20 protein-coding genes and 1 pseudogene are annotated in these 21,294 nt (G+C 63.9%); 13 read left to right on the plus strand and 8 right to left on the minus strand.

Annotated features, from left to right (window positions below; genetic code table 11):
* The first annotated feature begins 108 nt into the window (after positions 1-108).
* The 4 genes from P6U23_RS19815 to P6U23_RS19830 all read left to right on the plus strand — a co-directional run bounded on the left by P6U23_RS19815 (position 109) and on the right by P6U23_RS19830 (position 4,672).
* Positions 109-1,329 carry an LL-diaminopimelate aminotransferase gene (locus tag P6U23_RS19815; RefSeq protein WP_407174136.1) on the plus strand — a complete coding sequence of 407 codons (1,221 nt, stop codon included), beginning with the start codon at positions 109-111 and terminating at the stop codon, positions 1,327-1,329.
* A 79-nt stretch (positions 1,330-1,408) separates the two neighbouring features.
* Positions 1,409-2,728 carry a homoserine dehydrogenase gene (locus P6U23_RS19820; RefSeq protein WP_407174138.1) on the plus strand — a complete coding sequence of 440 codons (1,320 nt, stop codon included), beginning with the start codon at positions 1,409-1,411 and terminating at the stop codon, positions 2,726-2,728.
* An 81-nt stretch (positions 2,729-2,809) separates the two neighbouring features.
* Positions 2,810-3,811, plus strand: a complete 1,002-nt coding sequence (gene glpX, locus P6U23_RS19825) for a class II fructose-bisphosphatase (protein WP_024509740.1) — start codon at positions 2,810-2,812, stop codon at positions 3,809-3,811.
* 171 nt (positions 3,812-3,982) lie between these two features.
* Entirely contained in the window at positions 3,983-4,672 is a 690-nt protein-coding gene (locus P6U23_RS19830) for a haloacid dehalogenase type II (protein ID WP_407174140.1), read from the plus strand.
* A gap of 9 nt (positions 4,673-4,681) precedes the next feature.
* Here the strand turns inward: P6U23_RS19830 and P6U23_RS19835 are convergent, their stop codons facing one another.
* Positions 4,682-5,782: a methyl-accepting chemotaxis protein gene (locus tag P6U23_RS19835; protein ID WP_407174142.1), complete on the minus strand. Its 1,101-nt coding sequence runs from the start codon at positions 5,780-5,782 to the stop codon at positions 4,682-4,684.
* 311 nt (positions 5,783-6,093) lie between these two features.
* Here P6U23_RS19835 and recJ point away from each other — a divergent pair, with 311 nt between their 5' ends.
* Both recJ and P6U23_RS19845 read left to right on the plus strand, forming a co-directional pair.
* Complete coding sequence (gene recJ / locus P6U23_RS19840) at positions 6,094-7,935, plus strand: single-stranded-DNA-specific exonuclease RecJ (protein ID WP_407174144.1); 1,842 nt, start codon at positions 6,094-6,096, stop codon at positions 7,933-7,935.
* Positions 7,936-8,073: 138 nt separating this feature from the next.
* On the plus strand, positions 8,074-8,886 hold the full coding sequence (locus P6U23_RS19845) for a glucose 1-dehydrogenase (protein WP_407174146.1): 813 nt from the start codon (positions 8,074-8,076) through the stop codon (positions 8,884-8,886).
* Between the two features lie 17 nt (positions 8,887-8,903).
* On the opposite strand, the gene P6U23_RS19850 is transcribed toward P6U23_RS19845, so the two are convergent.
* The 3 genes from P6U23_RS19850 to P6U23_RS19860 all read right to left on the minus strand — a co-directional run bounded on the left by P6U23_RS19850 (position 8,904) and on the right by P6U23_RS19860 (position 11,809).
* Positions 8,904-9,852 (minus strand): IS630 family transposase gene (locus P6U23_RS19850; protein ID WP_407174148.1). Its coding sequence is split into 2 segments (ribosomal slippage): positions 8,904-9,515 and positions 9,517-9,852, totalling 948 coding nucleotides; the frame shifts between segments, so codons are not numbered across the junction.
* Between the two features lie 91 nt (positions 9,853-9,943).
* Entirely contained in the window at positions 9,944-11,173 is a 1,230-nt protein-coding gene (locus P6U23_RS19855; protein ID WP_407174150.1) for a lytic murein transglycosylase, read from the minus strand.
* A gap of 54 nt (positions 11,174-11,227) precedes the next feature.
* A complete protein-coding gene (locus P6U23_RS19860) occupies positions 11,228-11,809 on the minus strand; it encodes a MarR family winged helix-turn-helix transcriptional regulator (protein WP_407181524.1) in 582 nt (193 codons plus the stop codon).
* 68 nt (positions 11,810-11,877) lie between these two features.
* Between P6U23_RS19860 and P6U23_RS19865 the strand changes: the two genes are divergently transcribed.
* From P6U23_RS19865 to P6U23_RS19875, 3 genes are all read left to right on the plus strand, one after another.
* Positions 11,878-12,351, plus strand: a complete 474-nt coding sequence (locus P6U23_RS19865) for a carboxymuconolactone decarboxylase family protein (protein WP_407174151.1) — start codon at positions 11,878-11,880, stop codon at positions 12,349-12,351.
* Between the two features lie 41 nt (positions 12,352-12,392).
* Positions 12,393-12,902 carry a cupin domain-containing protein gene (locus P6U23_RS19870; protein ID WP_407174152.1) on the plus strand — a complete coding sequence of 170 codons (510 nt, stop codon included), beginning with the start codon at positions 12,393-12,395 and terminating at the stop codon, positions 12,900-12,902.
* Positions 12,903-13,054: 152 nt separating this feature from the next.
* Entirely contained in the window at positions 13,055-13,441 is a 387-nt protein-coding gene (locus tag P6U23_RS19875; RefSeq protein WP_024509728.1) for a YidH family protein, read from the plus strand.
* Positions 13,442-13,791: 350 nt separating this feature from the next.
* On the opposite strand, the gene efp is transcribed toward P6U23_RS19875, so the two are convergent.
* Positions 13,792-14,358 carry an elongation factor P gene (gene efp / locus P6U23_RS19880; protein WP_407174153.1) on the minus strand — a complete coding sequence of 189 codons (567 nt, stop codon included), beginning with the start codon at positions 14,356-14,358 and terminating at the stop codon, positions 13,792-13,794.
* A gap of 138 nt (positions 14,359-14,496) precedes the next feature.
* On the opposite strand from efp, the gene epmA reads away from it, so the two are divergent.
* From epmA to P6U23_RS19895, 3 genes are read left to right on the plus strand one after another with little or no spacing between them, the layout of a single operon-like run.
* The gene (gene epmA / locus P6U23_RS19885) at positions 14,497-15,549 is read left to right on the plus strand and encodes an EF-P lysine aminoacylase EpmA (protein WP_407174154.1); all 1,053 of its coding nucleotides are present in this window, start codon (positions 14,497-14,499) and stop codon (positions 15,547-15,549) included.
* Complete coding sequence (locus tag P6U23_RS19890) at positions 15,546-16,646, plus strand: lysine-2,3-aminomutase-like protein (RefSeq protein WP_407174155.1); 1,101 nt, start codon at positions 15,546-15,548, stop codon at positions 16,644-16,646. Before epmA ends, P6U23_RS19890 begins: the two co-directional genes overlap by 4 nt.
* Before the next feature lie 34 nt (positions 16,647-16,680).
* A complete protein-coding gene (locus P6U23_RS19895) occupies positions 16,681-16,944 on the plus strand; it encodes a hypothetical protein (RefSeq protein WP_407174156.1) in 264 nt (87 codons plus the stop codon).
* 1 nt (position 16,945) lies between these two features.
* On the opposite strand, the gene P6U23_RS19900 is transcribed toward P6U23_RS19895, so the two are convergent.
* Positions 16,946-17,839 carry a LysR substrate-binding domain-containing protein gene (locus tag P6U23_RS19900; RefSeq protein ID WP_407174158.1) on the minus strand — a complete coding sequence of 298 codons (894 nt, stop codon included), beginning with the start codon at positions 17,837-17,839 and terminating at the stop codon, positions 16,946-16,948.
* A gap of 179 nt (positions 17,840-18,018) precedes the next feature.
* Between P6U23_RS19900 and P6U23_RS19905 the strand changes: the two genes are divergently transcribed.
* Positions 18,019-19,245, plus strand: a complete 1,227-nt coding sequence (locus tag P6U23_RS19905) for an MFS transporter (RefSeq protein ID WP_407174160.1) — start codon at positions 18,019-18,021, stop codon at positions 19,243-19,245.
* A 19-nt stretch (positions 19,246-19,264) separates the two neighbouring features.
* On the opposite strand, the pseudogene P6U23_RS19910 reads toward P6U23_RS19905, so the two are convergent.
* A pseudogene (locus P6U23_RS19910) lies at positions 19,265-19,906 on the minus strand (zinc-dependent alcohol dehydrogenase family protein); the annotation flags it as partial.
* A 93-nt stretch (positions 19,907-19,999) separates the two neighbouring features.
* Positions 20,000-21,085, minus strand: a complete 1,086-nt coding sequence (locus P6U23_RS19915) for a 3-deoxy-7-phosphoheptulonate synthase (RefSeq protein WP_407174162.1) — start codon at positions 21,083-21,085, stop codon at positions 20,000-20,002.
* Between the last annotated feature and the right edge of the window lie 209 nt (positions 21,086-21,294).

Here is a 21,294-nt window from a genome sequence, read left to right on the forward strand (position 1 = left end):
TGCTAGGTTCTTGATTTGGCACGATTTTTTGGCAAGTTGGATTTCGTTTCGCAAATGCCCCATTGGGATTGCGATTCTGCCCATGCCGGTTGCCGGAGTTAAGGAGCCATGGAAGAATTTTACCGCATCCGCCGTTTGCCGCCTTACGTTTTTGAGCAAGTGAACCGGGCCAAGGCGGCCGCGCGGAACGCCGGCGCCGATATCATCGACCTTGGCATGGGCAATCCCGACCTGCCGGCGCCACCCCATGTCCTGGACAAGTTGAAGGAGACGCTGGGTAAGCCGCGGACCGACCGCTACTCGGCGTCCCGCGGCATTCCCGGCCTGCGCAAGGCCCAGGCGGCGTATTATGCGCGGCGCTTCGGGGTGAAGCTCAATCCGGAGACCCAAATCGTTGCGACGCTCGGCTCCAAGGAAGGCTTCGCCAATGTCGCCCAGGCGATCACCGCGCCCGGCGACGTCATCCTGTGTCCGAACCCGAGCTATCCGATCCACGCCTTCGGCTTTCTGATGGCGGGCGGGGTGATCCGCTCGGTCCCATCCGAGCCGACCCCGCAATTCTTTGAAGCGGTCGAGCGCGCTATCGTCCATTCCATCCCGAAGCCGATCGCGCTCGTGGTCTGCTATCCCTCCAATCCCACGGCCTATGTCGCAAGTCTCGACTTCTATCGGGACCTCGTGGCGTTTGCGAAGCGTCACGAAATCTTCATCCTCTCGGACCTCGCTTATGCGGAGGTCTATTTCGACGATCGCAACCCGCCGCCGTCCGTGCTGCAGGTGCCCGGCGCGATCGACGTCACCGTCGAGTTCACCTCGATGTCGAAGACCTTCTCGATGGCCGGCTGGCGCATGGGCTTCGCCGTCGGTAATGAGCGGATCATCGCGGCCTTGGCGCGCGTCAAGTCCTATCTCGATTACGGCGCGTTCACGCCGATCCAGGTGGCGGCGACCGCCGCGCTGAACGGTCCGGAGGACTGCATTCGCGAGATGCGCGATACCTATCGCAAGCGGCGCGATGCGCTGGTGGAATCGTTCGGTCGCGCCGGCTGGGAGATTCCGCCGCCCGAAGCCTCGATGTTCGCCTGGGCGCCGCTGCCCGAAGCATTCAAGACGCTAGGCAGCATGCAGTTCGCGACCCTGATGGTGGAAAAGTCCGGCGTCGTGGTCTCGCCCGGCGTCGGCTTCGGCGAGCATGGCGAAGGCTATGTGCGCATCGCCATGGTGGAAAACGAGCAGCGTATCCGCCAGGCCGCCCGCGGCGTGCGCCGCTTCCTTGAAAGCGGTATCGAAAGGTTGCACAACGTGGTTCCTCTCGCCAACCGGCGGTAGGCATGATCCCGAAAAGTGGCATCCGGTTTTCGGATCAGATCATGCCTGCAGCATAAAGTCTTTCCAGGTCTAGTCTGTTATGGTCGCACCCCTGAGAGTGGGTATAGCGGGGCTCGGCACCGTGGGTGCTGAGGTCGTCCGTCTGATCGAAAGCCAGGGCACTAGCCTGGCGTCGCGGTGTGGGCGCCCCGTACGTGTGGTCGCCGTCACCGCGCGATCGAAGGCAAAAAAGCGCGGCGTCGATCTGCGCGGCATCGCCTGGGTGAAGGATCCACAGGCGCTTGCGGAAAATCCTGATGTCGATTGCCTGGTCGAACTGATCGGCGGGGCCGGCGAGCCGGCGCTCTCCGCGATCGAGATCGCGCTGAAAGCCGGCAAGTCAGTGGTGACCGCCAACAAGGCGCTGATCGCCAAACATGGCCTGCGGCTCGCCAAGGCCGCCGAGGCGCACGGGGCGGCGCTGAATTTCGAAGCGGCGGTCGGCGCCGCGATCCCGGTCGTGAAGACCTTGCGCGAGGGGCTTGCGGGCACCGCGATCAACCGCGTCTATGGCATCCTCAACGGCACCTGCAATTACATCCTGACGCGGATGGAGCAGGAGGGGCTGTCTTTCGAAGAATGCCTGAAGGATGCGCAGCGGCTCGGCTATGCGGAGGCCGATCCGTCTTTCGATATCGATGGCCACGACACCGCGCAAAAGCTCGCCATCCTGGCGAGCCTCGCCTTCGGCACCAGGGTGGCGGAGAGCGCCATTTATGTCGAGGGCATTTCGTCGATTACGCCGGAAGACCTGCGCGCGGCGAGTGACCTCGGCTATCGCGTCAAGCTGTTGGGCGTTGCGGTACGCACGGCCAAAGGCATCGAGCAGCGCGTGCATCCGACCATGGTGCCCAAATCTTCATCGATCGCGCAGGTCATGGGCGTGACCAATGCGGCGACGATCGACGGCGAAGGCATCCCGCCGCTAACCTTGGTGGGGCCGGGCGCAGGCGGTGCCGCGACTGCCTCCGCGGTGGTTGCCGACATTGCCGATGTCGCCCGCGGCGTGCGGGTAAGCCCGTTCGGCCGCCCGGTCGACCGGCTCCGCGCGACCGAAAAGGCGCCGATGGAGCGGCACGAGGGCGGCTATTACATCCGCCTGATGGCGCGCGATTTCCCCGGCACCGCCGCCGCCATCGCCACCCGGCTCGCCGAGCAGAAGATTTCCCTGGAATCGATCGTGCAGCGCCACAGCAATGGTGTTGACCTTGGGCGCACGGGAGGCAAGGCTTCGCAAGTGCCCGTTATTTTGATTACCTATGCTACCCATGAGGACGCGGTCTACCGCGCCTTGAAGGCGGTCCAGCGCGACAAGGTGATCAGCGGCCGCCCGCAAGTCATAAGGATCGAAAAGAATTGACGCCAAATCGAACCGATTACGCGTTAGGTGATTGACGGCGGGCCGGAAGGCCCGTGAGATAGTTTTCTAAGGAGTGCGCCGATGTCGACCCATATTTCCGTTCCGCCACAGATGTTGCTTGAGCGCATTCTGACGCTCGAACTGGTGCGGGTGACGGAGCGTGCGGCGGTCTCGGCCGCGCGGCTGCGCGGCCATGGCAATGAGAAGGCGGCCGACCAGGCTGCGGTCGACGCCATGCGGCGCGAGCTCAACAAGCTGCCGATCGAAGGCACGATCGTGATCGGCGAGGGCGAGCGCGACGAGGCGCCGATGCTGTTCATCGGCGAGAAGGTCGGGCTCAATGCCGGCCCGCAGGTCGACATCGCGGTGGACCCGCTCGAGGGCACCACGCTGTGCGCCAAGAACATGCCGGGCGCCATCGCCACCATGGCGATCGCCGATGGCGGCACGCTGTTGCATGCGCCCGACGTCTATATGCAGAAGCTCGCGATCGGCCCCGGCTATCCGAAAGGCCTGGTCGAGCTCGATGCCTCTCCGGCCGACAACGTCAAGCGGCTGGCGAAGGCCAAGGGCGTTGACGCTTCCGCGATCACGGTCCTGGTTCTGGATCGTCCGCGCCATGCCGACATCATTCAGAGCGTGCGCTCGACGGGAGCTGCGGTGCGTCTCATCACCGACGGCGACGTCGCCGGCGTGATCCATTGCGCCGACCCCGACAATACCGGCGTCGACATGTACATCGGCACGGGCGGTGCGCCGGAGGGCGTTTTGGCCGCAGTGGCTCTGCGCTGCATTGGCGGCCAGATGCAATGCCGTCTCGTGCTCGACAGCGATGAGAAGCGGGAGCGCGCCCACAAGATGGGCATCACCGATCCCAAGATGATCTACGGCATCGAGGACATGGCGAGAGGCGACTGCCTGTTCGCGGCAACCGGCGTCACCACCGGATCGTTGTTGACTGGCGCCAAGTTCCGCAAGGACGGTGTGATCGAGACGGAGACCGTGGTGATGCGCTCGGTCACCGGCACCGTTCGTTATATCAAGGCCGAGCACCGCCAGCTCGAGAAGTTCCACCTGGATTAACCCCAAGCATCGTCCTTGGGACGTCATTCCGGGGCGCGCAAAGCGCGAACCCGGAATCCAGAGGTTGCGGCGCGAGATTCCGGGCTCGATGCTTGCGCATCGCCCCGGAATGACGAAGAACAAGACAAAGGGGAAGCGACCGTATCAGATCTTTCGGCCGTCAAAGCGCTGGTGTTCGACGTGTTCGGCACGGTCGTCGACTGGCGCACCAGCCTGATCAACGATTTCACCAGATGGGGCGAGACGCGCGGCCTCAAGGCCGATTGGATCGCGTTGGTCGACGGCTGGCGCGCGGTCTACACCGCCTCGATGGACGAGGTGCGCAAGCATCCCGAGCGCGGCTATGTGATCCTCGACGTGCTGCATCGGCGCTCCCTGGAAAAGCTGGTCGCCCAACTCGGCATCTCCGGGCTCACGGATGCCGATCTGCATCATCTCACCATGGGATGGCATCGCCTCTATCCCTGGCCGGACAGCGTGCCCGGGCTCACCCGGCTCAAGAAGAAATATGTCATCTCGCCGCTCTCGAACGGCAACGTGGCGCTGCTCACCAACATGGCGAAGTTTGCAGGCCTGCCCTGGGACCTCATCATGTCCGCGGAGTTGTTCGAGCATTACAAGCCCGACCCCGAAACCTATCTCGGCGCGGCCAGGCTGCTTTGCCTGCAGCCAGGTGAGGTGATGATGGTGGCGGCCCACAATTACGATCTGAAGAACGCGCAAAAGCACGGTCTGAAGACCGCCTTCGTGGCGCGCCCGACCGAGTACGGTCCCTTGCAGAAGGTAGACTTCGAGGCCACGGGCGATTGGGACATCGTGGCCAAGGATTTCGGCGAAATCGCCGACCGGCTCGGGTGCTGAAGCTCTGGCTTATCCAGCTCCGCTCATGATCACGCCGAACCAGCCGAGCCCTTTATACGTCTCATAGCCCGGCGTGGCGTGGAAGGCGACCAGCGCGCCGGAGCGGTCATGATAGAAGCCGCTGCGCCGGCCCTCGAGCGACAAGGTTACGCGTTCGGTGAGCAGGCCCTGGCCGTCGGAGGCTGCTATCACCCGAAAATTGGAATCGACCAGCAGCACGCGTGCCTTGTCGTCGGTGCCGACGCGCACGCCCTGCACGATGGCCCGGGCCTGCGGCTCCCAATCGAAGTGAATGGCGAGCACGCCGATCGGCTTGCCATGGGCTTTGCCGTCGGCGCGCACGCTCGCGCAATAGGTCGCGACCTGCGCGTTGCCGAGCAGGGGCTGGCACTCGACATTGCCGGCGACATAGTCGTCGCCCGAGGCGAGCCCACGCGCTTGCGCAAACCATCTGGTGGCAGCGACATTCTGGCCTTTGACGCTGAAACGATTGGGCCGCCCACTGGCGATCACGTTGCCCTCGAGGTCGCAAAGCCAGAGATCGAGATAGACGGTATAGGCCGACAGGATCACGCCGAGCCGCTCAGAGACGTGTGCAACGGCGGCCGCTTCGGGCGCCGCCGCGCATTCCACGACGGCCGAGTCGGTGGCCCACCAGCGCACGTCGCAGGTCCGCTCGTAGAGATTGCGGTCGATCAATTCGATGGCGTTGAGCGACAGGTCGACCAGGCGCTCGCCGCGCGAGCGCTCGACCATGCGCTGGATCGAGGTCATGAGATTGGCGGTGCGCTTGGTGAGCTGGGTTTCCAGCTCGCGCGCTATTCCCTCGACCTGCTGGCCGACGCCGCGCACCTCCTGCGCGACCACCGCGAACCCGGCGCCTTGCGCGCCCGCGCGCGAACTCTCGATCAGCGCGTTCAGCGCCAGCATCTTCATCTGGTTGGTGATCTGCTGGATCGATTTGGTCTTGTCGATGGCGATTTGGTTGACTTCGGCCGTGAGCCGGCCGATCAGCGCGGAAATGTCGGAATCGTCCTCTTCTGCAGCGCCCGGCTTGGCCGGCGTGTTGGCAAATGGTTTGGCTCGGTTCTGTTGAAGTGCAACAGACATTGGCGAATGTCCTCGTACCGCTGGTCCCGCAATCACAACCAGGGCGGGAATCGTGATCAAACAGCTTTTGAGTTAAATCGTCGGCGCATGGTCGCGGATGAGAGCTAACGCACATTTAATTTCACGGCGCTTTCGCCCCGTTTTAGCTGTCGGAAACTGCACGTTTATTCGGCAGTTCGCTGCTTTTTTCGGCGATTGGGGGTAACACCACGGAACCTGTGTGATTCGCAGCTCCGGCCGGTGCACGCCAAAACGCCGTCCACTACACTTCCGCGTTGCGCAGCCTGTGTGCTCATTTCCGATCTGGCATCATGAACGTTCCCGCAATCGCACTACCGATCGAATCGCCGCCGGCCTTTCTCGGCGTCAGCCAATCACTGACCGGAAAGCTCTGGCGCGACCGCCTGGACGCGCGCGGCGCGGCGCGCGCGCTTGCGATCGCGCAGCGCCATGATCTGCCGGAACTGCTGGCGCGCGTCCTCGCCGGGCGCGATGTCGATATCGACGCGGTGCCGGATTTCCTGGATCCGACCATCCGCAAATTGATGCCCGACCCCTTCACGGTGACGCAGATGGAAGCGGCGGCCAGGCGCATTGCCGACGCTGCCACGCGCGGTGAAAAGGTCGCCATCTTCGGTGACTATGATGTCGACGGCGCGACCTCGGCCGCGCTGCTCGCCTGGCACTTGCGCCATTGTGGGCTCGATCCATTGATCCACATTCCGGACCGGCTGTTCGAGGGCTATGGCCCCAACACCGACGCGGTACGCATGCTGGCGGGCAAGGGCGCGACGCTCCTGATCACGGTCGATTGCGGTACCACCAGCATCGAGCCGTTGGCGGAGGCGAAGCGCCTCGGCATGTCCGTCGTCGTCATCGACCATCATCAATGCGGGACGGACTTGCCCGAGGTGGATGCGCTGGTGAACCCGAACCGGCCGGACGATCTCTCCGGGCTCGGCTATCTCGCGGCTGTCGGATTGACGCTGGTCACGCTGGTGGCGGTCAACCGCGAATTGCGCAAGCGCAGCTTCTGGACCAGCGAAATGCCGGAGCCCGATCTGCTCAGCATGCTGCATCACGTGGCGCTCGGCACGGTTGCGGACGTCGCGCCGCTGATCGGGCTCAACCGCGCGTTGGTCGCCAAGGGGCTGATCGCGATGCGCCGGCGCGATCATGTCGGCCACACCGCGCTGATGGATGTCTCCAGGCTCAACGGTCCGCCGGAGGCGTGGCATCTTGGTTTTCTGCTCGGCCCGCGCATCAATGCCGGCGGGCGCATCGGGCGTGCCGATCTCGGCGTACGGCTGCTCTTGGAGGGCGACGTCTCGGAAGCCGCGCGGATTGCAGCCGAACTCGACCGGCTCAACACCGAGCGGCGGCAGATTGAGCAGGATGCCGAGGCGCAGGCCGAAGCTGAGGCGCTCGCCTCGCTCGGCCTCGAGGATAAGGGGTCGGTGATCGTCACCGCATCCGAGGGCTGGCATCCCGGCGTCGTCGGCCTGGTCGCCGCGCGGCTGAAGGAAAAATTTGCGCGGCCGGCGTTCGCGGTTGCGCTCGAACCCGGCGGCATCGGCACCGGTTCGGGTCGCTCCATTCCCGGCGTCGATCTCGGCAAGGCGGTGCGCCAGGCCGTCACTGACGGCGTGCTCATCAAGGGAGGCGGCCACGCGATGGCCGCGGGCGTCACGCTGCGCAAGGAAAAGCTTGCGGAGTTTCGCGCCTATCTGGAAAGCGCGCTGGCCCACGACGTCGCTCAGGCGCGGCATGTCAACGAACTGTTGATCGATGGCGCGATTTCGGCACGGGGCGTTACGGCAGAGCTCGCGAAGACGCTCGATCGCGCCGGCCCGTTCGGCAGCGGCAATCCCGAGCCGGTGCTGGCGCTGCCATCGCATCAACTCATCTACGCCGATGAAGTGGGACAGGCGCATCTGCGGCTGCGCTTCAAATCCGGTGACGGCGCGATCGTCAACGCCATGGCGTTCCGCTCGGTTGGACAAAAGCTCGGCAACGCGCTGACACAGAATCGCGGACAGCCGCTGCATGTCGCGGGCTCGCTTGCCATCGACCGTTTCCAGGGAACGGAGCGCGTGCAATTGCGCGTGCTCGACGTCGCGCTGCCCGATCAGGGGCCGAGTGTGATCAGATAGAGCATGATGCGGAAAGTGTGCAGCGGTTCTCCAAAAAGGTCGTGCTTCAAAGAATTTGGAGCGCCATGACGATTCAACCTAATCTCATCGCGCTCTAGACTGTTCAAACCAACGAAGAACAAGCAAATGGGAGGAAAAATGGCAGGGCAGGTTGCGGGCAAGGTTGCCTTGGTCACGGGCGGTGCGTCGGGCATTGGGCAAGCGATCGCCGAACTGCTGGCGCAGGAGGGCGCGTCCGTCGTTGTCACGGATATCGATGAGCTCAAGGGACCGGAGGTTGTGGCCGGCATTCGCAAGGCAGGCGGCGAGCAGGCGATATTTCTCCAGCAGGACGTGACCAGCGAACCGCGTTGGGCGGAAGTCGTGGCCGAAATCGAGCAGCGCTTCGGACGGCTGGATGTGCTTGTTGCAAATGCAGGCATCGGGATCGGCGTGCTCTCGATTGTCGAGATGTCGCTGGCGGATTGGCGGCGGCAGACCGCCATCAATCTCGACGGCGTATTCCTGTCGGTGAAGTACTGCCTGCCTCTGATGCGTAAGGGCGGCCGTGGCGGCTCCATCATCATGATGTCGTCGCTGGCTGGTCTGCGGGGATCAGCGACGCTGGCTGGCTATTCCGCAACCAAAGGCGGCGTGCGCCTGTTCGCCAAATCGATTGCGATGGAATGCGCTTCGTTCGGCGACGGCATCCGCGTCAACTCGGTGCATCCTGGAATCATCGACACCCCGATTTGGGCGAAGATTCCGCCGGGCGCCTCCAGCGGCCAGAATGCGCCGATCGATCCGCAGGAACTCGCGCGCCTTGCGACCCCATTGGGGCGTGCCGGGCAGGCGCAGGAGATCGCCCAGGGCGTGCTGTACCTTGCCTCCGACGCATCGAGCTATGTGACCGGGACCGAACTTGTTATCGATGGCGGTATGTTCGCGGGGACCGCGGTTCGCCGGTCGTGAGGGAGAGCTAGAGCGTTTCACGTTTTGATAGAAGCGTATCCGGCGTTTTCGAAGTAGTTGCTGCATTCGTTGGGCTGGATGGTTGTGACGAGGCTGCCGATATGGCGGCAAATCTCGTCGATCGTGCGCTTTTGGGCGGTGCGCATCCAATGCTTGATCTTGGCGAAGGTCTGTTCGATCGGATTGAGGTCCGGCGAGTATGGCGGCAGATACCAGAGCCTTGCGCCGGCGGCTTTGATCAGGCGGCGCAGGGCCGCCGACTTGTGGCTGCCGAGATTGTCCATGATGACGATGTCGCCTGGCCGGAGCTGGGGGACGAGAAGCTGCTGAACATAGGCACGGAAACATTCGCCGTTGATTGGGCCGTCGAACAAGCAAGGTGCGGTGAGGCGGTCGCAGCGCAAGGCGCCAAGGAATGTCAGCGTCCGCCAGTGGCCATGTGGCGTGAAGCTCCGCACCCGCTCGCCTTTTGGCCCCCATCCGCGCAGTGGGGCCATGTTGGTCTTAATCCAGGTCTCGTCGATAAAGACCAGGCGTCGGGGATCGAGCTTGGCCTGCCATGAGCGCCAGCGCTGGCGTCTACGTGCGACGTCGGAGCGAGCCCGCTCGAGGGCGAGCAGCGTTTTTTTTGAACCGCAGCCCTTCGCGACGCAGAAACAGCCAAACCGCATTGTGGGAGACCTTAACCCCTCGCGCGGCGAGTTCGTCCTTCAAGGCATGCAGCGTCAAATGCGGCGTCTGGCTAATCCGTTCCCTGATGAAGGCGCGATGCGGTTCAAGCACCGGCTTACGGTGGCCGCCTATCTTGCCAGGCGCTACCGAGCCGGTCTGGCGATGACGCTGCGACCACTTCACCACGGACGACACCGCAACGCCAAACCTCGCTGCGACCGAACGACAGCTCTCACCCTTCGCAACCGCCGCAACAACACGCTTACGCAGGTCATTGGAAATTGGTCGAACCATCGGATGCTGGCCTCCAGTCCCAGCCAGCATCTTGAATCACATTCGCCCCAAATCCGGAATCCCTCCCGATTCAATTAAGCTGTGAACCGCTCTAGCCACCCTGTCGCAAGCGCGCCAGCACCTTTAGTCCACCATAACCGTCGGCCGGCTGAATGCCCGTCTTGAGCTGGTAATCGCGGACCGCCTTCATGGTATCGTTGCCGACGCGGCCGTCGGTGCCGCCGGTGTCAAAACCGGCCTTGGTCAACCGTGTCTGCATCTCCTGCACCTCGGCTAGCGTAAGCGCGCGCTCCGAGCCCGGGAAGGGCTGGATGAAAGGGCCGGCGCCGAGAATGCGGTCGCCGAGATGGCAGATTGCGAGTGCGTAATTCATCGAGGGATTGTAGCTGCGCACGGCATAGAAATTCGGCCCCAGGAGGAAGGCAGGCCCGCCCGCCACCGGCATCCACATCTGCGCCGACGCATTGGGCTGCGGGAACGGCTGGCCGTCGGCGCGGGTAACGCCGGCACTGGCCCAGGCCGCATAGCTGCGGCTGCCGCTCATCGCGCCATCGGGACTTTTCACCTCGTAACCCCAATGTTCGCCGCGATGATATTTGCCGCGGTTGACCAGGAATTTTGCGGTCGAGCCCAGCGCATCATCCGGCTTGCCGAAGGGCGAGATCTTGCCGTCGCCGTCATAGTCGATGCCGACATGCAGCCAGACTTCCGGCATCCATTGCGTATGTCCCATGGCGCCGGCCCATGATCCTCGCATCTCCTCCGGCGTACTCCAGCCGCGATCGACGATCCGCAGCGCGTTGAGGAGCTCACTTTCCCAATAGGCCTTGCGGCGCGGCTCGTTCCAGGCGAGCGCGGCCAGCGAAGGGAATACGGGACGCATGTGGTTCTTCTGCACGATCGGATCGCCATAGGCGGATTCGACGCCCCACAGCGCGAGCAGCGTGCCGCGCTCGACGCCGAAATCTCTCTCGATTCGCGCGAACAGCGCCGCGTTTGCCGCGAGCGCCTCCTTGCCGTGGATGATGCGCCACTCCGAAACGCGGCGATTGAGGTATTGCCAGATCTGCTCGTTGAATTCCGGCTGGTTGCGGATCTCCTTGAACACGGTCATGTCGGGCTCGACATGGGCCATCGCGCGATCCCAGGTCGCCCGCGAAATGCCCGCCCCGAGCGCGCGCCGGTGGAAATTCTCGCGCCACTGCTCGAAGCCGGGCGGGGCGGCGAGCACCCCGGCGGGCAAGACCAGGGCGACGGCGGACGCGCCGGCGCGCAGCAGGGCGCGCCGCGTCGGCAGGTTCCAGGAATCAGACTGTCTCATCGGCCTAATCTAGCCTCGCGCGGGCCGCCGCAAAACCGGCTCTGCCAGGGCGTTCTAGCTCTCCTGCTGCAGGCTCACGGCAATGTTGGCGAGCCACTCCCGGATGATGCGCTCGTCTTTGGCCGTCAGGCCCGCCGCAAGCCGCTGTTCCAACGCCAGCGCCCGCTTGCGGCATTGCTCGAGCAGCGCGCCGCCGTGCGGTGTCAGCGTCCATTGCAGCATCCGCCCATGCACCGGATGCGGCGTTTTCCTGATCGCGCCGTCACGCTCGAGATTGCGGATGATGACGCCGATCGTTTGCGGCGTGAGCAAAGCGACGCGGGCGAGATCGGCGCCGGATAGGCCCGGATAGGCCTTGAGCATGGTGAGCACGACGAACTGCGGCACCGTCGCACCAAATTCGGCAAGCGAGCGCTCCAAGGCGAGGCGCGATGCTGCCTGGGCCTGCCGCAGAAGATAGCCGAGATAGCCGCTTTCGCCGCGCTTGCCTTCGCCCACCGGCGGCGGCCGCACGGAGACAGGCCGCCTCGTGACGGCGACACCTTCCTTGCTAGGAGGGGATGTTTTCGAGCGCGCTTTCGGACGTGGTTTTCGAACTCTGCCCGGCTCCTCGCGCCGCGGCTCTCGCGGCTTCATATCCAACTTGCGCATGCTATAAGAGCTCTTATAATTGATCAGAGCTCTTATAGCATCAGGTGATCAAGATGTCACACGCCCGCAAGGACTATCCGGATTTCAGGGCGCTCGCGCCCGACATCTACGAACGTGTGGCGGCGCTGGGCCAGCTCGCCGGCAAGGCCGGCCTGGAGAAGGAGCTGTTGGAGCTGGTGAAGATTCGCGCTTCCCAGATCAACGGCTGCGCCTTCTGCGTGCAGTTTCATCTCCTCGAGGCGGAGCGGCTCGGCATGTCGATCGACAAGCTCAATCTCCTGGTGGTCTGGCGCGAGGCGCCGCAATTCTCGGCCCGGGAGCGCGCCGCATTGGCGTGGACGGAGGCACTGACCTTGCTGCCAGACGGCGTGAGCGATGAGAGCTACGCGCAAGCCAGCGCGGAATTTTCGGAGAAGGAGCTGGTCTATCTCAGCTCGGCCGTCGCGGTGATCAACGTCTGGAACCGGTTCGGCGTCGCTTTTCGCTGGACGCCGCCGGCGCGACAGGCCGCGCGCGCCGCAAGCTGAGGCGGAGGGCAGGGGGAAGGACAACGATCCAGGAGAGAAACATGATATCGATCCCAACATTCGGTCTCGCGCCGGCGCGGTCCGCTGCACGGCCGATCTCGCTGTCCGTACTTGCGGGCCTGGCCTGTGCGCTCGCTCTCGGAAAGGCGCTGCCGCTGACGATGGATGCAATGTCCGGTCTCGTGGCGCCGCTTTGCGCCAGCGCCGCCGCTGCGGGATCGCCGCTCGACAAGGTCGAGCCGATCGCCTCGTATCCGCTGCCTAACGTGCCGGGCAAGCGCGTCACCATCGTACGCGTCTTCTACGGTCCCGGCGGCTTCTCGCGTGCGCATCGGCATGCCGGCTCGGTGACCGCGTACGTCACCAAGGGCGAAATTCGCTCTCAGCTCGGCGGCGGTCCGCTTGAGACATTCAAGGTCGGTCAATCCTTCTTCGAGCCGCCCGGTTCGACGCATCTTGTTTCGGCCAATGCGAGCAATAACGAACCGGCCGAGTTGATTGCCGTGTTCGTGGCCGACGAGGGCGCGCAACTCACCACCTTCATCGAGTGAGGCAAGCCGGACGGGCCTTTAGGAGGAAGCGGTCGTAGAACTCCGCGGTCAGGGATTGGCGCGGAGCGAGCGGGTTGTGGCGCCGTGCATTGCTCACCGGCTACAATCTGCTTGCCCCGCAAGTCCCGTTTCTGTCCGCTCACGAGGTCTCAATGATAGAGCGATATTCTGATCACGCCGCGAACGAGCGGACCTTTCTCGCCTGGGTCCGCACCGGCATCGCGGTCATCGCGTTCGGCTTTGTGGTCGAAAAGTTCAATCTGTTTGTGCGGACGATGGCGGAGGCGAACGCGTTCGGCACTTCGAAAAATTTGCGGCTGGAAGCGCTGTCCGGCGCCTTCAGCCATTACGACGGACTGGCGCTGACCCTCGTCGGCATCGCCATCATCGCCACCTCGCTGCTCCGCTTCGTTCGCACCAGTCGATGGATCGACGACCAGCAATCGCATTCGGCGCGCGGCGTCAGGGCCGAGCTCATTCTATCGGTGGTACTGGCGCTGATCGTGATAACGATGATCGCTTACTTTGCGCTGTATTGAGAATTTTCTCTGCCTGGCCTTGGGTCGGGCGCTCCACCTCGTCCGGGAGCGCACGCGCCATTGGGGTTTCCGTGATCTGCGATCGGAAACCGTGGCCGCGGCCGCGGATCAGGCGCTCAGTGGGATTGACCCGGATCCAGCCGCAGCCGCGCAGGCAGGAGGCGACGTAAGCCGCCGAAGCCGGCTGAGGCATACCGCACCCCGAGATTTCCGGCGTCCGAAACTTCTCGGCAGAAGGACCTATCTAGGCCGCCGACGGGAACCAAGGCGAGAGCTGCCGGCAAGTCTGCGACAAACCGGACAGCCATTCCGCCCCACCCGTGGTTCCCTGGAGCAACATCGCTCCGATATCAGTCCTTCGCGCGCTCGGCGTAGGAGCCGTCTTCGGTCATCACCACGATCCGGGTGCCGACGGTGATGTGCGGCGGCACCTGGGTGCGCACGCCGTTGGAGAGCACGGCGGGCTTGTAGGAGGAGGAGGCGGTCTGGCCCTTGGTGACGGGCTCGGTTTCCACCACTTCCAGCGTCACGCGCTGCGGGAGCTGCATAGCCACCGGGGTGGTGTCGTGCATCAACAGCTTGACCGTCATGCTTTCCTGCAAATACGGGGCCGAACTGCCGACGATCTCCTTGGGGACCTGGACCTGGTCATAGGTCTCGGGGTTCATGAAATGGTAGCCGTCACCGTCTTCATAGAGGTAAGTAAAATTGCGCTCCTCGACGGTCGCCTTTTCCACCTGGTCGGTGGTCTTGTAGCGCTCCGAGACCTTCACGCCGTCGCTGATTCGGCGCATTTCGATCTGGCTGACCGGCGTTCCCTTGCCGGGATGGATGTTCTCGGCGCTCAGAACGACATAGAGCTTGCCGTCTTGCTCGATGACGTTGCCTTTGCGAATAGAGCTGGCGATGACTCTCAAAGCTGCTTTTCCTGATATTTTGGCCCGAAACGACGACAAATGCCGGTTTGGGGGTACGAACGGTGCGGTTTCGGGCCGCAACATACTGATTTTGTCGCGGGACGCCAGCGTTTTGCCGCCAGAGGGGTGGCAAGCCTGATGGCCGAAAACGTCCCGTCTTCGCCCTGGTGGTCGACCTCACGCCACGCCGATGCGCGGCCGTTCCTGGCCGCCCGCGGTGCGGTCGCCCGCGCGTTGCGGGCCTGGTTCGAGGCTCAGGGATTTACCGAGGTGGAGACCGGGATTTTGCAGGTCTCGCCGGGAAACGAGACGCACCTGCACGCGCCGCGGACCGAGCTGACCCGCAGCAGCGGCGAGCGGTTGACGCGGTTCCTGCGCACCTCGCCCGAATTTGCCTGCAAGAAGCTGCTGGCCGCGGGCGAAGACAAGATCGTGGAATTCGCCCGGGTGTTTCGCGACCGCGAGCGCGGCGACCTGCACCTGCCAGAATTTACCATGCTGGAATGGTACCGCGCCAACGCGCCCTACGATGTGGTGATAGGCGATTGTGTCGCGGTGGTTGCAGAGGCCGCAAGGGCCACGGGGATCCGGCAATTCTCCTTCCGCGGCAGGGCTGCCGATCCCTTCGCCGCGCCGGAATTCTTGACGGTCGCAGCCGCCTTCGAGCGCCATGCCGGGATTGACCTGCTCGCGACGATCAACGGTGCCGAGGGCGATCGTGCGCAGCTCGCGGCCGCGGCGGGGCAGAAGGTCCGCCTCGCCGACGATGACACGTGGTCCGATATTTTCAGCAAAATCCTGGTGGAGCATATAGAACCCCATCTGGGGCAGGGACGTTTGACGGTCTTGTTCGAATACCCAGCCCCGGAAGCGGCGCTGGCGCGCGTGAAGCCGGACGAGCCACGCGTTGCGGAACGCTTCGAGGTTTATGCCTGCGGCGTCGAACTCGCCAACGGGTTCGGCGAATTGACCGACGCGAATGAGCAGCGCCGCCGCTTTGGGCTTGCGATGGACGAAAAGCAGCGCCGCTATGGCGAGCGCTATCCGCTGGACGAGGAGTTTTTGGCCGCTCTGGCCGAGATGCCGCCGGCGAGCGGGGTTGCGCTCGGCTTCGACCGCCTGGTGATGCTGGCGAGCGGTGCCTTGCGCATCGACCAAGTGGTGTGGACGCCGGCGGCCTTTGACAGATGAGCAGAATGAATTTTGCAACCACCCTCCGCGATGCCGGCGAACTCGTCGCACGCGGGCTTGCGCCGGAATCCGATCTTGCCGATCTGCAAAAGGTCGCGGCGCGCTATGCGATTGCCGTGACGCCCGACATTGCCGCGCTGATCGATCCCAACGATCCCGCCGATCCGATTGCGCGCCAATTCATCCCGAGCCGGCAGGAGCTGTCGGTCGCCGCGGGCGAGAATCCCGATCCGATCGGCGATGATGCACATTCGCCGGTCGCCGGCATCGTGCACCGCTATCCCGACCGGGTGCTCTTGAAGCTGGTCCATGTCTGCGCGGTCTATTGCCGCTTCTGCTTTCGCCGCGAGATGGTCGGTCCCGGCAAGGGGAGCGCCTTATCCGATGCGGCCTATGCGCGAGCGCTCGACTATATTCGCGCCCACAACGAAATCTGGGAAGTCATCCTGACCGGCGGCGATCCCCTGATGCTGTCGCCGCGGCGGCTGGCGCAGGTCATGACCGATCTCGCTCAAATCGGCCACGTCAAGATCATTCGGATTCATACCCGGGTGCCGGTCGCCGATCCCTTACGGATCAGCGATGATCTCGTGAGCGCGCTGAAAGTGGCCGGCGCCACGGTCTGGGTGGCGCTGCATGCCAATCATGCCAGGGAATTGACGGACAGGGCGCGCGCCTCTGTCGCGCGGCTGATCGACGCTGGCATTCCGATGGTGAGCCAGTCGGTGCTTTTGCGCGGCGTCAATGACAACCCCGCCGCTTTGGAGGAATTGATGCGTGCCTTCGTTGAATGCCGTATCAAGCCCTATTACCTGCATCATGGTGACCTCGCGCCCGGGACGGCGCATCTGCGTACCACGCTGGCCGAGGGTCAGGCGCTGATGAAAGGCTTGCGAGGGCGGGTATCCGGGTTGTGTCAGCCAGAGTATGTGCTGGACATCCCGGGCGGTGCCGGTAAAGCGCCGGTCGGACCGAACTATCTCGCGAGCGAAGATTCTTCTGTGAGTGAACGTGATGCAAATCGAGAAACGCGCTATCGTATCGTCGATTATTGTGGCGAAGTGCATCTCTACCCGCCCGAGCCGCGATCAAGATAGCGTGCGTTTCTCAATTCTTCGACGGAGGAGCAACATGAAGGGAAAGATTGGTTTGGTGGCGCTCATGGTTCTCCTCAGTGGGACCGCCGCCGTTGCGCAGAGCGGCAACAAGGGATCATCATCGCCGTCGGTAGGCCAGACGATCCACGGTGGCATACCCGAGGCGCCGATCGGCCATCGTCAGCCGCGGGCCGGCGACGTGCCCAGCGAGCAGAATCTGAGCAATCCGAACGATCCCGCGAACAAGGAAGACGCAGCGCTCGACAAGAAGATCAAGAGCATCTGCCGCGGCTGCTGATTCACCAGCGCTCGGCGGAGAATCTTGCCGCGAGCGTGTCGATGAACAAGCGCGTTCGTGCCGGCAGTTGCGCTACCGGGAGCCAGACTGCGCTGACCGGAACAGGCAGCGGCTCAAAATCGGTCAGCACAAGTTCGACCCGTCCATCGTCGATCAGGCGCCGTATCTGCCAATACGGGGCAAGACCAATTCCCAGACCCGCCGCAACCGCCTCGTTGCATGCGGCGGCGTCGTTTGCCGTAAAAGTGCCGCGCACGCGTATCCACGCAATTTGCCCCTCGATCGTCAGCGGCCAGGCATCCTGCTCCGGGCCGATCGTTCTCACCACGCAGTGGTGACGGGCCAGATCGGCAGGCGTGGTCGGCCGCCCGTGACGCTCGAGGTAGCCGGGCGTCGCAAACAGAACGCGCCGGAGATGGGCGAGCCCGCGCCTGCGAAGTCCGGATGAGGGGAGATCGCCGATGCGGATGGCAAGATCGAGCCGATCCGCAACCAGATTGGCAAACCCGTCATTGAGCACCAGTTCGACCTCGACGCCGGGCCACCGCTGCATGAACGTCGCCACCACGGGCACCACATAGACGGGTCCGAACAGGACCGATGCGGCGATCCGCAGCCGGCCCGAAACGACTTCGCCATACTGCTCGGCCTCCGCGCGCGCCAGGTCGATTTGCCCGAGCGCGGCCTTGATGCGATCATAGAACGCGAGTCCTGCGGCGGTGACTTCTGATCGCCGGGTCGTGCGCAAGATCAGGGGCGTGCCGAGCTCGCGCTCGAGCAATGCGAGCGAGCGGCTGATCCCCTGCAACGAACGGCCGAGGGCTCTCGCCGCCGCCGTCAGGCTGCCGTGGTCGACGGCGGCAACAAAGGCGGCGTAGTCGTCCAGATCCGCCATGGACTCCAATTCTTCCAGCTTTTGAGAGAATATATCGCATAAATCACCAATTATCACCAGATTGGCCGATGCATAGGTTCCCCGCATGCGTCGCCGCTCGCGATGCCTTTGCAATCTGGAACCCCAAGATGTCGCCAGCGTCCCCAGCACACGCCACTCAACGCTCCGCAGATGGCCGGATGTCACCCGCACTCCTTGCGGTGCTGACGTTCGCAGTCGGGCTGATCGTATTGCCGCTGTTCGCGGCTCAACCCCTCGTCGGACTGATCGGCCCAAGCCTGGGCATGCCCATCGCGCTCGCCGGCCTTGCGCCGACGCTGACGCTGCTTGGCTATGCCGTTGGGCTCGTGGCGTTTGTCCCGCTAGTCGATCTCATGGAAAACCGGCGCCTGATCATCGCAACGCTTGCCCTCGACGTCGTCGCGCTCGCCTGTGCTGCCATGGCGCCGACGCCCTCGCTGTTTCTGTTATCGGCGTTTGCCGTCGGCGTTGCGACCAGTTCGATTCAAATGCTGATTCCGCTCGCGGCTGCGATCACGCCGGAGCATCTGCGCGGCCGGGCCATCGGTACGGCTATGAGCGGATTGATGGTGGGCATTCTGCTGTCGCGACCGATCGCAAGTCTGGTGACGGAGCATTTCGGCTGGCGCCTGTCCTATGCAGTGGACGCAGCGGCGATGGCCGGCCTCGCGCTCATGCTGCTGGCGATACTTCCGCGGCACCGGCCGCCTGCAACCGTCGGCTACGGTGCGTTGGTCGTCTCGCTTTGGACACTGCTTGGGCAAGAGCCCGTTCTCCGGCGGCGTGCAGCCTATCAAGCCCTGTGCATGGCGGCCTTCGGCAGTTTCTGGACCGCCATCGCCTTGCGCCTTGCCGCATCCCCCTTCCATCTCGATCAATCCGGCATCGCCTTGTTCGCGCTTGCCGGAGCAGGTGGCGCGGTCGTCGCGCCGATCGCCGGCCGCGCTGGCGATCGCGGCTTGACCGTCCTGGCCACCCGGATCGCGCATGCGACAACGGTTGGCGCACTGGTCCTTTCGGGGGTCGCCGGAGCGGGTTGGTTCGGTTTCGAGCCAGCCCGGCATCACGGCCTTGCTCTGGCGCTCCTGTGCCTTGCCGCTTTCGTGCTGGATATCGGCGTGATCGGCGACCAGACGCTGGGCCGCCGTGCCATCAACATGCTGCATCCCGAAGCGCGAGGACGTATCAATGGCCTCTTTACGGGGATCTTCTTCGTCGGCAGCGCCACCGGATCGGCGCTGTCGGGATTTGCATGGGCGACCAGCGGCTGGTCGATGGTTTGCCTCTGCGGGCTCGTCTTTGCCGGCGCCGCCTTGCTCCTCGGCCTGCGGGATCGCAGGGCATCGACGAAAAAGTCGCTGCTGCTGGCTGAAACGAACTGTTAGTTCGGGCTATCACCGTCGATCAAATCGTCACGATGATCTTGCCGAATTGCTGGTTCGATTCCAGGAAGCGATGCGCCTCGACGATCTGGTCGAAGCGGAACGTCTTGGCGATGACCGGCCGAAGCGCACCTGATTCCAGCCCTTCGAGGATGAACGCCTTCGCGACCTCCAGCCGCGCCGGATCTCCGGTGATCTCATGGACGAGGTAGCCGCGCAGCGTGAGGCATTTGCTCAGCACCGTGAACAGCGGAAAAGGCGTCGGCTCCGGGCTCAAGCCGCCATATTCGATCAGGATGCCGCCGCGCGACATCGCGGCGGTCAAGGGAGCGAAGATCGGGCCGCCGATCGAATCGAAGACCACGCGGACCCCGGTGGTGCCGGCGATCTCTGTCAGCCGGGCTTGCAGATCTTCTTCCGCTGTCGCGATCACATGCGCGGCGCCGCAGGCGAGCAGGGCCTGTGTCTTGGCAGCCGTCCGCGTCACCGCAATCGGGATCGCGCCAACCATATTGGCGATCTGGATTGCGGCGAGGCCGACACTGCTTGATGCCGCCGTGATGAGGACATGGTCATCCTTGCCAAGCCTGCTGATCTCGACCAGCGCGCCGTAGGCCGTCAAATATTGCATCCAGACGGCCGCCGCTGCCTCAAAGCTCAGCGAGATCTCATCTCTTTGTTTGAGCATGATCTCCGCGCAAACGCGTCCTGCGTTTGTCGCGAGGAAAACCGGTTTCCACTTTTCCGGATCATGCTCCTAGGCTGAACGCTCCCGCACGTCGCCCGGCTGGCTCTGCCGTCGTGCCGCGACCGCTTCGGCCAGGAGGTTGAGGGCCGGCACCGTGGTCTCCCAGTCGATGCAGCCGTCGGTGATGCTTTGACCGTAAGCGAGCGCCGCACCAGGCCGCACGTCCTGCCGCCCCGCGACCAGATTGCTCTCGATCATCACGCCCAGGATGCGGTGCTCGCCGTCGGACACCTGGCGGGCGATATCGGCGACGACTTGCGGCTGGTTCTCCGGTTTCTTGTTGCTGTTGGCATGGCTCGTGTCGATCATCAGTCGCGGCGCCACGCCTGATCGCGCGAGCTCGGCAGCGGCCGCCTCGACGCTGGCAGAGTCGTAATTGGGCGCGCGACCGCCGCGCAGGATGATATGGCAGTCCTGGTTGCCGCTGGTCGCCGCGATCGCCGAGCGTCCGCCCTTGGTGACCGCCATGAAATGGTGGGGATGCGAGGCCGCCATCACCGCTTCCGCCGCGATGCGGACGTTGCCGTCCGTGCCGTTCTTGAAGCCGACCGGGCAGGAGAGGCCGGAGGCAAGCTGGCGGTGAATTTGGCTTTCCGTGGTCCGCGCGCCGATCGCAGCCCACGACACCAGGTCGGCAATGTATTGCGGCGTGGTCACATCGAGGAATTCGGTCCCGGCCGGCAGACCGAGATTGTTGATCGCGGAGAGCACCGAGCGCGCGAGTCGCAGGCCCTTGTTGATGTTGAAGCTGCCGTCGAGGTCGGGATCGTTGATCAGTCCTTTCCAGCCGACCGTCGTTCGCGGCTTCTCGAAATAGACGCGCATGACGATCTCGAGGTGATCGGAAAGCTGTTCGCGCATCGCGGCGAGCCGTTCGGCATAGCCGATTGCAGCCGCGGGATCGTGGATCGAGCAGGGGCCCACGATGACGAGAAGCCGATCATCGGTGCCATTGAGGATACCGTGAATGGCATTGCGCGCGGCCATGACGACGCGCGTTGCGGTCAGGGTGCGCGGGACTTCGCGCATCACCTCTTCCGGCGTACTCAGCTCCTTGATTTCCTTGATCCGAAGATCGTCTGTCGTACTCAACACGGCTGGCTGGCTCCTGTGACTCTTGATTGAGCATGATCTTCTCGGAAAGCCGGTATCCACTTTTCCGGATCATGCTCTTAAGAACCTGCCGGCAACAAAAAAGCCGCCAGGTCTGGCGGCTGTTCGGACGTCTGCTGCAATTCCTCAGATTGAGCGCGATCCTCCCGCCGCCAGCGAGCTGTCGTAGCTAAAGTACCAAAAGTAGCTGG

It is taken from the genome of Bradyrhizobium sp. STM 3562 (genome assembly GCF_045571435.1).
In the GTDB taxonomy this organism is placed as follows: domain Bacteria; phylum Pseudomonadota; class Alphaproteobacteria; order Rhizobiales; family Xanthobacteraceae; genus Bradyrhizobium.

What these genes read in the sequence shown, in the direction of transcription:
- P6U23_RS19815 (WP_407174136.1), top strand. Translation starts at nt 109, where the DNA reads ATGGAAGAATTTTACCGCATCCGCCGTTTGCCGCCTTACGTTTTTGAG.
- P6U23_RS19820 (WP_407174138.1), top strand. Translation starts at nt 1,409, where the DNA reads ATGGTCGCACCCCTGAGAGTGGGTATAGCGGGGCTCGGCACCGTGGGT.
- glpX (WP_024509740.1), top strand. Translation starts at nt 2,810, where the DNA reads ATGTCGACCCATATTTCCGTTCCGCCACAGATGTTGCTTGAGCGCATT.
- P6U23_RS19835 (WP_407174142.1), bottom strand. Translation starts at nt 5,782, where the DNA reads ATGTCTGTTGCACTTCAACAGAACCGAGCCAAACCATTTGCCAACACG.
- recJ (WP_407174144.1), top strand. Translation starts at nt 6,094, where the DNA reads ATGAACGTTCCCGCAATCGCACTACCGATCGAATCGCCGCCGGCCTTT.
- P6U23_RS19845 (WP_407174146.1), top strand. Translation starts at nt 8,074, where the DNA reads ATGGCAGGGCAGGTTGCGGGCAAGGTTGCCTTGGTCACGGGCGGTGCG.
- P6U23_RS19855 (WP_407174150.1), bottom strand. Translation starts at nt 11,173, where the DNA reads ATGAGACAGTCTGATTCCTGGAACCTGCCGACGCGGCGCGCCCTGCTG.
- P6U23_RS19860 (WP_407181524.1), bottom strand. Translation starts at nt 11,809, where the DNA reads ATGAAGCCGCGAGAGCCGCGGCGCGAGGAGCCGGGCAGAGTTCGAAAA.
- P6U23_RS19865 (WP_407174151.1), top strand. Translation starts at nt 11,878, where the DNA reads ATGTCACACGCCCGCAAGGACTATCCGGATTTCAGGGCGCTCGCGCCC.
- P6U23_RS19870 (WP_407174152.1), top strand. Translation starts at nt 12,393, where the DNA reads ATGATATCGATCCCAACATTCGGTCTCGCGCCGGCGCGGTCCGCTGCA.
- P6U23_RS19875 (WP_024509728.1), top strand. Translation starts at nt 13,055, where the DNA reads ATGATAGAGCGATATTCTGATCACGCCGCGAACGAGCGGACCTTTCTC.
- epmA (WP_407174154.1), top strand. Translation starts at nt 14,497, where the DNA reads ATGGCCGAAAACGTCCCGTCTTCGCCCTGGTGGTCGACCTCACGCCAC.
- P6U23_RS19890 (WP_407174155.1), top strand. Translation starts at nt 15,546, where the DNA reads ATGAGCAGAATGAATTTTGCAACCACCCTCCGCGATGCCGGCGAACTC.
- P6U23_RS19895 (WP_407174156.1), top strand. Translation starts at nt 16,681, where the DNA reads ATGAAGGGAAAGATTGGTTTGGTGGCGCTCATGGTTCTCCTCAGTGGG.
- P6U23_RS19900 (WP_407174158.1), bottom strand. Translation starts at nt 17,839, where the DNA reads ATGGCGGATCTGGACGACTACGCCGCCTTTGTTGCCGCCGTCGACCAC.
- P6U23_RS19905 (WP_407174160.1), top strand. Translation starts at nt 18,019, where the DNA reads ATGTCACCCGCACTCCTTGCGGTGCTGACGTTCGCAGTCGGGCTGATC.